Source organism: Sphingomonas sp. 2R-10 (assembly GCF_030062225.1).
Classification (GTDB): Bacteria; Pseudomonadota; Alphaproteobacteria; order Sphingomonadales; family Sphingomonadaceae; genus Sphingomonas.
This window is the reverse complement of the sequence record NZ_JASCXF010000006.1, coordinates 51,177-62,089: the sequence shown is the minus strand read 5'-3', so window position 1 is coordinate 62,089 and position 10,913 is coordinate 51,177. Positions and strand designations below refer to the sequence as shown.

The window sequence follows — 10,913 nt, the reverse complement described above, 5'->3', positions numbered from 1 at the left end:
ACTTGCTTGTTGGGCCCGTAGGAAGAAGCCCATCGCTCGCGAATTGACCTGATAGATATGCCACATCGTCAGACAACCACTTTACCGCGAAGCACCTTCCCGACCAGAAGGCTTTCGAGAAGAGGCGCCTGCGACCGCTCACCGTTCCAATAGGATAGCAGGCGGGCGCTCGCCTGTTCGTAGTTCATGGTGGCGTCAAGAGCGTCAATAAGGCTCATATCGAACTGAAGATCGCTCTGCGGTTCCTCGCAGACTACCTCGTAGATTACCTGGTCTGCACGTCTATATGGCCGGGGGTATCGAAGCTCGATACTCTCCCGCTCGAAGACTTCTGCCAGGCTTTCAGCATCCTCAATCGTTTGAAAGGCGAATACACTAGTCAACCTTGATGGCAGGTCAGGGCGGTGCTGCAGTCTCACCCGCTCACACAGATGGGCCCAAAACGCGGCGCTCCTGTCGGTGAATGGCTCAATCGAGATCCCTCGCGCGACGATATTGGCGATCACATCTCCGAACGTTGCCCCAGTTTGGGCGGATTTGTCCTGAACGATCTGGTATATTTCCTCGTCTTGCTCGTACTGCGCAAATTTACGACCATGAGGGATAACGGCGTAGTTCCGCTCGTCGTCGTAACGCTTTTTGCCTTCAGTCCTATAAAACATACGATTTTAGCTGCTTCCGACGGAGGGATATCAACGTTGAGGCGCGCGGGGAAATTTCGCAAGCACGCACAACGGACTTGATATTTAAATTGATCGGCTTCTCGACCTCGCCGAGGTCGGCATTTAATTAATATCGCTGTTCGCCAAGTCGCCGTTAAACGGTAGAAATGTTCCACTCCTTGCCGCTGGACGTCCGGTCGCGAGGCACATCGAGCGGCCCACGTAACGGACATACAACGCCGTGTCTTTGCTATCCGCCCGGCGAACATGGTGTCATCGAAACCACGAAATTGCGGACGCGGACAGGCAGGCGTAAGCTATGGCTATCGGATATGCTCGAGCTTCAAGTTCTTGACCTTCACCTTCTTCCATTCGCGATCGGCGGTGAGGGCTGGCACGCCAAGCTGCACAGCGAGTGCGAGACACGATCGGTCACCTAGGCCGCGACCATATTGCCGCGTCTGTGCATGTAGGGCAGCGGCTGCATAGGCGGCTTCGACATCGTGAGCACGAACGTCGAGGCGAAGCTCATCAAGCAATACGCGGGCCGTAGCCTCGTCTAGTCCGCTGAGCAGCAGCTCCTTGATGACCTCCTGGAGGTTGACCGCCGAGATGGCAGCACGACCGATATGCGGTGCGACCTTGTCGGAACCGGGTTCGTCCCGAACCAGCGCCAGCACCGCGGATGCGTCGAGGACGACGGAGGTCATTGCGCGTCACCATCCTTGTCGCCGGATGTGACCTCCCCAAGGTCGGCGGCAGCCTCAGCCTTTCGGTCATTCAGGAACTCCTCGGTCGTGCGCGCCTGCCTGGCATGTTCGCGGTAGAGCGCTTGCGCACGCGATACACCATGACCGATCGGCGACAGACGCACCTGATCATCTTCAACGGTCAAAATAACCTTGGCATCTCCATGCAGCCCCATCGCCTTTCGCACTGAGGCAGGCAGGACCATACGGCCATTACTGGCTACCTTGATATCCATGGTTTGCGTGGCCATTATTATACATCCCGAAGCTCTGCTTTAGTGACAATATGCCATTTTCGGCTGGATGGCAAAAGCTGACGGTAAGGAAAAGATGCGAACGTGACCGTGATCCATCGTCCATCTGGGTATACCGTGATCGTACATGCCGATTGGAACAGCCTAGGCGTTCGATCAGGGTCATTCGCAGGGATATTGAACAGTTGTTCTGGAAGGTCTAAAAGCTGATCGAACAGAAAGGATTTTGATGACGCTTTTCGGCTATGCGCGCGTGTCGACCAACGATCAGGATCTCGCCATCCAAGAAACGGCGTTGCGCGCGGCGGGCTGCCAGACGATACGATCAGAGAAAAAGTCCGGCACGGAACGCGGTGCCCGCACCGAGCTGCAAATTCTGCTCGATTTCCTGCGCGAGGGGGACACGCTCGTCGTGACGCGGATCGATCGGCTCGCGCGCTCAATGAAGGATCTGCAGGACATCGTCCACGAGCTGAAGGGCAGGGGGGTCGCGCTCAAGGCGACCGAGCAGCCCATCGACACGAGCACGGCCGCCGGCAAAGCGTTCCTCGACATGCTCGGCGTCTTTGCGGAGTTCGAAACCAATCTACGTCGCGAGCGGCAGTTGGAGGGGATCGCAGCGGCGAAAGCGAGAGGGATCTACAAGGGCGGCAAGGCGCGGGTCGACCCGGAGGCGGTACGAAAGCTGGCGGGGGAGGGGGTCAGACCTGCGCATATCGCCCGGCAACTCGGCATCTCGCGCGGTACGGTATATCGCTTTTTGCCCAAGGCAGCTTCCGCGCTAGCTGCAGATGCAGATCAACCAGGCGCAATGTGAGCGAAAGTCCAGGCGAGCAGCTTGGCGGCGAACGTCGTACGGCAGGCCGTTTAGATAGACCGCTCAGAACTAGGGTCAGGCATCACCCCCCGCCGTCCTCCTGGATCATTTCCGGATGAATGTGCTGCAGAGCAGCGACAGCGTGATGTGCGATCCCCGGAAGCCTGATCCTGACACCGACGTCACCCTCGGGCAGGTCAGGGTCGCTGGAGGCAGAGGCCCAGTTAAGGCTGGTGACGGTAAGGTCGTTATCGTCCACCGCCACAAACTTGCCGTGAATGGGGATCGTCTTCGTCTTGATGAGCCGGACGCCGTTCGCAGCTGCCTCCTCGGCGAGCTTGCGGGCGTGCCGGTTCTTCAGCGGGCCGGATGCAATCGAGTAGAGAAGCGTAACCTCGACATGGGCACGCTGCGCCGCAGCCTCGCCCTGCATTACCACGCCCGGACGGGCCGTCGATCCCAGTCGGTTGCTGCCGATGACCAGACGGTTCTTGGCTGAGCCGCTCACCTCCCGCATGATGGAATCATGCCCGTCACCGACCAGCAGCGTGATCTCGGCGGGCCCGGGCCGGGCTGGCATCCTTCGCAGATCCCGCGAGAGGATGCCCATCTCGTTGGCCATATCGTCAGCCAGGCCGCGACGGCCTACGAGGCGCTGGAGGATGACGGCGACGTCTGCGACGACGGCGGGATCGCGCAGAACGGCTGTGACCTCGGTCGAGCGGAACGGTGACGAGAGCCAGTTGCACGACCCCACCGCGGCCAGCCAGTCGCCCTCCGCCGTGTCGACGAGGAGCAGCTTGGCGTGTGAGCGGGTGCTGGTCATGTGAAGCCGGAACTTGCCAGCAAGATCCCGATCGCCACGAATGGTTTTAGCGATCTCCACCGCCGCAGCCGTGTTTCGCGTTTCGACCTCATCGATGGTCTCGGCACCCCACATAAGATCGAACACCACGCCGCGGACGCAAGCGGTCCGGATCTCCGGCAGCAGTTCCTTGAACCGATTGTGGTCGAGGAACGTCGAATGAATTATCGCGCGGCTTTGTGCGCGGGACATCATGGCCCTCAGGCATTCGAGTTGGTTCGATCCGCCGATAACGAGATCCGCAGGATCGAAGTAGCAACGGTGAGTGGCAAGTTCGGGCGTCGCCTCTCCGGCTGGTCCGGCGTAGCCGATGGGGATATGCGAATTCGGCATGGACCGCGACGCGACATCGTCGATGATCGCACGTAAGGCCTCAGACGCACCTTCCGGCACATTCCGTGGGACCCCATCCACCACCCGGATGACCATGAACTCCTGGCGAAGCGAGGCAGTTCGGCCATCGACCAGCGCGACCTGCTCCTCCCAGCCCCTCGCGGCAATCTGCGAAAGCTTAGCAAGCATCGCCTCGTTGGAGACTGGAGGCCCTCCCTGCACAATAAGGACCCGGATGTCGGGGTCCGCCTCCTGCTTGAGTGCGAACTCAGATCTCACCCGCACCTGTCCGGACGGGAAGAAGCTGCCGGTCGCACGCTCTATGACAAAGCTGACGCGACGCAGTTCGCGCTTGGGGAAGAACGGCAGCGGACGGCCGCTCTCGACGATCTCGCGGCCATACGCGCTCGCTTGGAACTTAGCGCTATTGTCTTTGACCGTCAGCTCGACGAGCCGAAACCTCATCATTCTTGCAATGGATGCGACGACAATCTGCCGCGGAAGGTTCGACTCGGCCGAGAGCCGCGCAATCGAGCGTGGTTTCATCGCGCTGGCCCAGAGCAGCATCTCGTCGACGATGCTCCAAGCACGTCCGCGATCGATCCCGACTTTGCAGGACAGGCGGAAGACAGGAAACGCGATCAGCACGGTGTCGCCCCCGACAGCTCCGATGGGCCAATTGAGGCCGCGCAAGGCGTACCGTCCGGCCGTCGCTCCCCTTTAAGCTGATCGATCGTCTCAACCATCGCGTTGATAAAGGAGAGGTCGTGGTCGCCGGCATCGGGGTTCACGCCCCGCACTGCCTCGACGAGGAAGGACGGGCTTCCAACGATCACCAACTTCGACTTCGCGCGGCTGAAGGCGACGTTCATCCGTCTCCGGTCGCGCAAGAACCCGAGCGCACGCGCACCGCTGCCGGCGTTGTTCCTGACGAGCGACAGGATTATCAGGTCGGCCTCGTTGCCCTGGAAACCGTCGACGGTGCCGACCCATCCACCGTCCTGCATGGCAGGAGCGAAGCCTGCTAGATGCGCGAGACCGCCGGCTCGGATGTCAACCTCGATCCGCTGTGCCAGCTTCTCAACCTGCGCAGTGTAGAAGGAGAGGATCGCTAGAGTGGGCTTCGCTTCACCTTGGCGGGCGCGAACGTGCCGCAGAACGTCGATCACCGCTTGCACCTCGCCCGGATTGTGCCACCTTGGGTTCCCACGTTCGGCGTGTGCCCGGTCACCGGTAGCGCTGACGTGCTTGAACTCAACGGCAACGACGGGGGAGGGCGGCAGCGGCGCTAAAACATCGAACGGTGGTAGTTGCGTGAAGGCCTCGTTTGTCCGACCAGGTGTTGTCGTAAGCCGGTCTTGGTAGAAAGCCTTCGAAACGATCCGCGCGATCGCGGGGTCCATGCGGCGCTGCGACGTGAGCGTGGAGGAGATCGGACGGTGCCCGGAATTTAGACGCGCCCGACGTTCGTCCTCCTCGACGAAGGTGCGGAAGGGTTCGAACAGCCGCAGCGCAGTATCCGCGACGTCGCGCAGCGCGTCAGGGTCGCTCGCTAGCGCGTCCAGCTCAGCGATCTCCCCGTCACGCATGAGCGGGCCGACATACTGGTCCGCCATCTCGATCGCTTCGACCACAACGCTGTGGTCGCGGAGCAGGGCGACGAGACGGTCCGCCTCAAAGGGCGGCAGCTGATGGTGGTCGCCGATCATCAAGCGGCGGCCCGAGAGCATCAACGCGCCCACCAGCTCGGGCCCAGTCGCCTTGGCTGCCTCCTCGACGATAACCCAGTCGAACTGCTCGCTTGCCTCCACGAGCCGCTCAACATCAGCCGAATTAGCCGTTGAGATGACGATGTTGGCCGCGTCGAGGATCAGGCTCGACAGGGCGTTCAGGGCTACCCGATCATCCTTCTCGACGGCGTCCTTCGAGCGCGCGAGCCGTCCGGACGCCGCGGCCAAGGCGTTCACCCGGTCTCGGAGGGCGGGAGGCGCGTCGCGCACCAGTCCGCTTTCGGAGAGCAGGGCAAGGTAGTTGCGTCCCGTCTTGTGTAGGTCCTCGTCGCTTGCCGACCGACGATCCGGCGTCGTCGAGCGGACGACGATGACATCGTCCTGGCCGCCGGTAGCCAGCGTTTTCCTGATGGCACTCTGCAGATGATCGAGCGCATCGTGACCTTGCGCGGTGACGAGGAGGCGCGAAGATCGATCGTTCTCAAAGCGCCGTCGCACCACCTCGGTCGCGAGACGGGTCTTTCCTACACCCGGCGGCCCTACGACATTGTAGGACGGTGAAGTAGACCAAGCGCCGAGCAGCGCTTGCTGTTTCGGAGGGTCGAGATCTCGGAAATGTTCGTCCTTCTGCCCTGCCTCGTCGATGGTCTCGCGGCTAGAACGGCGGACGCGCCAAGGATCGTCCAGCATCTCCGCCAGGTCGGCACGGGTGGACAGCGCCTTGATGTTCTTCAACCTCCTGGTGATGGCGTTCTCCGTGCCGGTATCGCGCTCGGGGCGTAAAAAGAGCGGGGATCCCCGCGGCGGCTCGTCGTCGACCTCGAACCTGAGCGCGTGCCGGCCCTTATGCTGGACCACGTCGAGGAACGTGGCGAGCACGTCGTTCTGCCGACCCGAGCCAAGGCTAGCGGCGAGAGACAGGCGCCACTTCGCATCGCTGTCGCGCTGATCGTCCTCAAAAAGGCGTCGGAGCGCCCGCTCGGTCTCGGGAAGGCGCAGCTTGGCTGCCGCGCGGTCCCGCTCGTTTCTGGGTTCCGCGCGCAGCACCGCGAACCTGCGGCCCTGGTCACGCTCGACGTGTAGGACCTCGACCGGATAGACCTCCAGCGCCTTGATGACGGATTCGACGATTTGCACTAGAAGTAGTGCTTGGCGCACCCGGTCGCTGCGTCCCGACAGAGCAGACGAGGAGGCCGGCTCGGCGAAGCCGATCCAGACGAGCGCGTCGGGCCCGAGCCGTGCCCTGACTTCGGTAGCGTGCCTGACGGATGTCGCAATCTCGACCGGTTGCCCAAGCTCGTGTTCGTCTTGGTCGCCAATGCGGAGGGTTTCGCCGCGCGGCGCGACGTGCGAGCAGACCGCCACGTCCCAAGCAGCGACGCCATCGCTCCTCATCGGGGTTAGATCGTAGACCATCGCCGACGTCACGAGCTGTAGCTTCCCCGTTTCGGGGTCGAATGCACGAGGCACCAGCAGGGTGGCGCCTTGGTCAAGGTCCGCCCGTACCCAGTCTAGCTGCCTCCTATACTCATCGTTCGGTATATCGCCTCCGGTGATGTCGTAGACGACGTCGCCGAGTCCCGACCTTTGCGAAAACATGAGGACGAACGTTCCGGCTCTCGACGATCCAGCACGTCCAGCCTCCACCACGATGTCATCGATCGCCTTTGCGATCGAGCCTGCCTCGAGATTGTCGAGGCGGGTCGGTGCCACCAACCTTCTAAGCAGAGTCCGCTCGGAATTAGACATCGAGGCGAGCTGGCTCCCAGGCACCGCCGGTGCGATCTCGCCAGAACTCCTGATGGCAACCTCGAGGCACTCCGCCGCTAGCCGTCCGAACGAGCGCCAGTCCTCCGCGAAGGAATATCGGTTCGATCGGACGGCTTCCGCGTTTGCGTTAAGACGGGCGTGCGCTCGGTCGACCTTGTCTGCGGAGAGCCATAGGCTCCATTCGAAGCCCGTCAGCTGGAAGTCCGCAATCTCCGCGCCCTCTGTCATCACGGCGTCGCTGTCGATGCGGCCGTGGACGAGGCCCTGTGCGTGCACGATACCCAGCGCGATGGCGAGCCGGCGCATGTTCTGCCAGAAAAGTACCCGGGCGCGCGCCGCGCCGATGTTTTTCAGCCAGTGCTGCCGTGGCACCCGGCGGAGTTTGGCCGACAGCGGCTGTCCGGCGTGCTCTAAGAGCACTCCGAACTCCTCCTCGTCCTCTACGAATTCCAGGATATCGACGATGACTTCGCGCGCTCCCGCGTAAGACATCACTCGCTGGACCTGTCGCATCTCGTGTAGCCAGAGTTGCCTAAGATCCTCGTCGGCCGACGTGCCGGTCTTTCGCCACAGCTTGAGGTTACGGTCGAGCCCGGTGCTCGCGTCTGAAACCTCGAACTGGGCTGAGCGAAGGGCTTTACGGTCGCCTGGGGAGACGGCATCGCCGAGGAAGGTGAAGCGATCGGAAAGGGGCGAAAGACGCCTTCCCCTTTGCTTTACCGTCTTATGCTTCGCCACGCTTTTACTCGGATCGGATAGCTATCATGCGTCAATGATCACGTGCCAATCGGGCATCGTCAAGCTGCCACCGCCTAAGCTTCGCTGCCCGTGTCGAATTCGCTCAATCGCTATCAACCCAACCCGCCCTTGACGTCGCGATCGGCCCGGCTCTCGCCTCCACCAACGCCCCCCGCATCATGGTCGAGTCGCGGGAAAGATGATCGAATTGATGTTCGAGCCGGGGCAGTGCCTAGACGAAGTGCGACGTGTTGTTCGAGGATCTGACGCCCGACCCTTGCAGCAGCGGATGGGTTGAACGCCTGCTATGGTCGCGACACCGTCATCTTGGCCGAACAGGGTTGCCGGGCAACGGCGTTCGAGACGAGGCGGTCGCAAAAAAGCTCAGCCTGGGCGACGTCGATCGCGGAAATACCGATCGCGACATAGCCCTTGCCGGCGACGATCCACGATCCTACCTTTGCAGTGCCACCACCGTTGGCACGGCCGCTGCCTTGGCGAAGGACCTCATGGTCCAACGAGTTTTGAATGCTCCTGCGTCCGCACCCTGATCCGGCCGTTGGAGACGAGCAGCGCGTCTCTGTCTGGCCGAAAAGGAGATGCGTATGTATTCGACAATCGACGGTGCCAAACAGCGCGCCAATTCTCTCGATAAAGTGATGAAGACCAGCGGTTTTGCGTTTCCGCTGCGCAAGTCGCAGCATGCCGTAGCTCGCGGTGGCGGGTTTCGGGATTGGCATGACATGACCAGCGCTCTCAAGAAGCAAGAGCGCCATTGCGATCCGGAAACGTTCAGACGCCGACTGATCGAGGCGTTACCGGCCCCGTGCGAAGCTCCTGTCAGGGCTTGGCTGAACCGGGAGCCAAAGGAGGAAGCGCCGTCTGGCGATGTCCCGGCTGGATGGTATCGCTACGTCTTTCCCTATCAATTCACGGCAGCGGCGATGCTTCGTCATGATCCGGCGATCCGTCCGGGTTCCGGGCCGGGTCAGCGGCTGCGCGAAAAGCTCGTTCCTGGCGTGCTCCTCAACATGAACGGCGGCCATCGCCCCTATCCCCGGCTCGAACCCGACACGCTGGCGTTGGTCTACGAAGGGACGCCCGTGGACGTCTTCGCCGAGGACGCTCTTCACCCTCGGTTCGAGGTCGAACTGCAGGCGCTCCAGAAGATTGGCCTCATCGATGTCCGAAACGGCCAAGTCGCCATTGTTCCACCTGATCGCGACAAGATCCTCGACCGTGTGCTGCGCGACAAGATCGACAAGGTGACGTATTGGCTTAGCGAGCCGGGATATGCCGGGGATGCGAGCAATGCCCTTCGCGATGCGCTGGCGGCGATCGGGGTCGATGATGCCCTTAGGCTTGCGGAGACGCTCCTCCAATATGGAGGCGATGCCTATATCCTGCCGTCTGGCCCTATAAAAGAAACCCTGCGCGATCTTGCAGTGGCAGGTCGCGTCCAGGCGTTCGCGCGCTTCTTCGATCTGTCGGCAACAGTCTGGCCAAAGGACAAGGAACTGATCCGTGGCATGGTCCCAGCGATCATTCTCAATGCCTATTTCGCCGAGCATCTGGGCCTTGTGGGGTCGAGCAGGCTGATAGCCTGGACCAGGAACACCCCGGACTGGGCACATGATGTCGACGCCGCGCTGGCGACGCCGGCCATGTTCGAACGGGTTGTTCGTGGCATGGCCGACGCGATACGACCAATGCCGTGATGCATGGACGGCGGTCAGGGGGCCGGGAAAGAGCGTAGATCTACCCGGCCTACCGACGTGACGACCCGAGGCCGCAAGAACCGGTAGCGAGATACGCTGTGGACGCTTTTTGCGCTAACCCCCGGGTCAAAACTGACCAGGCTCCGGTACGTACTCTGAGGGCGTTCTGCGCGACTGCAGCGAGTCCCCGTCAGTCGATCGTAACCCGACAGGGCCGAGACCCGCGGGGGCTCGGCGGAGCGGCTAGCGGAATAGAGCGATGGTCTCAGCAGCAGCCGAGAGACGTTGCCCCCGACCGCTTTGCACTTACTCCCCGTGCATCCGCATCGAACCTGGCCGGAAGTGACTTTGATCGATCGTATTTTTGAGGCACGTTCGCGCTATGAATGAGCATCTATCTGATGCCGAAACATCGAAGGCAGTGCAGACCATGGCGGTTGGCCCGGCGGAAGAGAGCGTCAGATCATCGCCTTCTCACGACGACGCAGCGCTGATCGTCAGGCCGGACCTGGATGACGCGGACGCTGACGGGGGAGACGGCTATTACGTCATTCCGGAAGAGGCGATGCAGTACCTGCCGGAGGAGTGGCGGGCGGAACTGCAAGCCCGTGCAGAAGAGGGGCGGCGTGTTCTCGCATCGGCCGACAAGGAGCTGAAGCAGCTCTCCCGGCTCTCGCTCTCCTACTACCATGTGGTCGTGCTTCGGCATGTCCGCGATCGGTTGGCGGAATACCGGTTCAGGGCCGACATGGCGGCGATCCTCGAACTCGATATGCTGACGACGGCCTTTCTCGCTACCTATGCCCGCCTTCACACTGGGGGGGGTGGCAGCGGCTTCGCGCGGGACGCACTGCCCGCGCCGCTCCGCGCCGCGCATGACGAGATCATCGACCTGCGCAACAAGCGCTACGCGCACGTCGACGAGCACCATTCGGTGAACGACGAGATGGAGATCGTCGAGGAGGATGGTCGCTTCGTCGTCAGGCTGGGGACGAGGCTCGGCGTCTATATCGGTGGATCGAACGACTGGCCGAAGCTCGTCGATGCGCTCGACGGCATCTTCGCCGACCGCGGCGCGAAGATCATCGCCAGGCTCAAGGCACGGACCCGGCGCGATTGGACGATCGCCCAAAGGAATTTGCCGGAGAAACCTGATTCAGACGGCGCGATGCCCGTACATGTTGATGCGGATGAGAATGGACGCAATCAATCCCCCGGTCCATGGACAGGGGACAATACGAAACTATTGAATTTGCAAACAAAGCCGCAACAATAGC

Annotated in this window: 9 protein-coding genes; 4 read left to right on the top strand and 5 right to left on the bottom strand. The window is 61.8% G+C overall.

Going from position 1 to position 10,913, the window contains the following annotated elements; all coding sequences use genetic code 11:
* Positions 1–68 precede the first annotated feature (68 nt).
* The 3 genes from QLH51_RS04230 to QLH51_RS04220 all read right to left on the bottom strand — a co-directional run bounded on the left by QLH51_RS04230 (position 69) and on the right by QLH51_RS04220 (position 1,662).
* A complete protein-coding gene (locus tag QLH51_RS04230; RefSeq protein WP_283514293.1) occupies positions 69–662 on the bottom strand; it encodes a DUF2441 domain-containing protein in 594 nt (197 codons plus the stop codon).
* 323 nt (positions 663–985) lie between these two features.
* Positions 986–1,372, bottom strand: a complete 387-nt coding sequence (locus QLH51_RS04225) for a type II toxin-antitoxin system VapC family toxin (RefSeq protein ID WP_283514292.1) — start codon at positions 1,370–1,372, stop codon at positions 986–988.
* Positions 1,369–1,662, bottom strand: a complete 294-nt coding sequence (locus QLH51_RS04220) for an AbrB/MazE/SpoVT family DNA-binding domain-containing protein (RefSeq protein WP_283514291.1) — start codon at positions 1,660–1,662, stop codon at positions 1,369–1,371. The genes QLH51_RS04225 and QLH51_RS04220 overlap by 4 nt, the downstream gene beginning before the upstream one ends.
* A 232-nt stretch (positions 1,663–1,894) precedes the next feature.
* Here QLH51_RS04220 and QLH51_RS04215 point away from each other — a divergent pair, with 232 nt between their 5' ends.
* Positions 1,895–2,482 carry a recombinase family protein gene (locus tag QLH51_RS04215; protein WP_283514290.1) on the top strand — a complete coding sequence of 196 codons (588 nt, stop codon included), beginning with the start codon at positions 1,895–1,897 and terminating at the stop codon, positions 2,480–2,482.
* A gap of 82 nt (positions 2,483–2,564) precedes the next feature.
* Here the strand turns inward: QLH51_RS04215 and QLH51_RS04210 are convergent, their stop codons facing one another.
* Positions 2,565–4,328 carry a phospholipase D-like domain-containing protein gene (locus QLH51_RS04210; RefSeq protein ID WP_283514289.1) on the bottom strand — a complete coding sequence of 588 codons (1,764 nt, stop codon included), beginning with the start codon at positions 4,326–4,328 and terminating at the stop codon, positions 2,565–2,567.
* Complete coding sequence (locus QLH51_RS04205; RefSeq protein WP_283514288.1) at positions 4,322–7,918, bottom strand: DEAD/DEAH box helicase; 3,597 nt, start codon at positions 7,916–7,918, stop codon at positions 4,322–4,324. The genes QLH51_RS04210 and QLH51_RS04205 overlap by 7 nt, the downstream gene beginning before the upstream one ends.
* A gap of 294 nt (positions 7,919–8,212) precedes the next feature.
* On the opposite strand from QLH51_RS04205, the gene QLH51_RS04200 reads away from it, so the two are divergent.
* The 3 genes from QLH51_RS04200 (at position 8,213) to QLH51_RS04190 (ending at position 10,912) form a co-directional block, all read left to right on the top strand.
* Positions 8,213–8,347 (top strand): DUF4113 domain-containing protein, encoded by a 135-nt coding sequence (locus QLH51_RS04200; protein WP_336620694.1) that lies wholly within the window; start codon positions 8,213–8,215, stop codon positions 8,345–8,347.
* Between the two features lie 176 nt (positions 8,348–8,523).
* Positions 8,524–9,636 (top strand): hypothetical protein, encoded by a 1,113-nt coding sequence (locus QLH51_RS04195; RefSeq protein WP_283514286.1) that lies wholly within the window; start codon positions 8,524–8,526, stop codon positions 9,634–9,636.
* Between the two features lie 382 nt (positions 9,637–10,018).
* The gene (locus QLH51_RS04190) at positions 10,019–10,912 is read left to right on the top strand and encodes a hypothetical protein (RefSeq protein WP_283514285.1); all 894 of its coding nucleotides are present in this window, start codon (positions 10,019–10,021) and stop codon (positions 10,910–10,912) included.
* The last annotated feature ends 1 nt before the right edge of the window (position 10,913 follow it).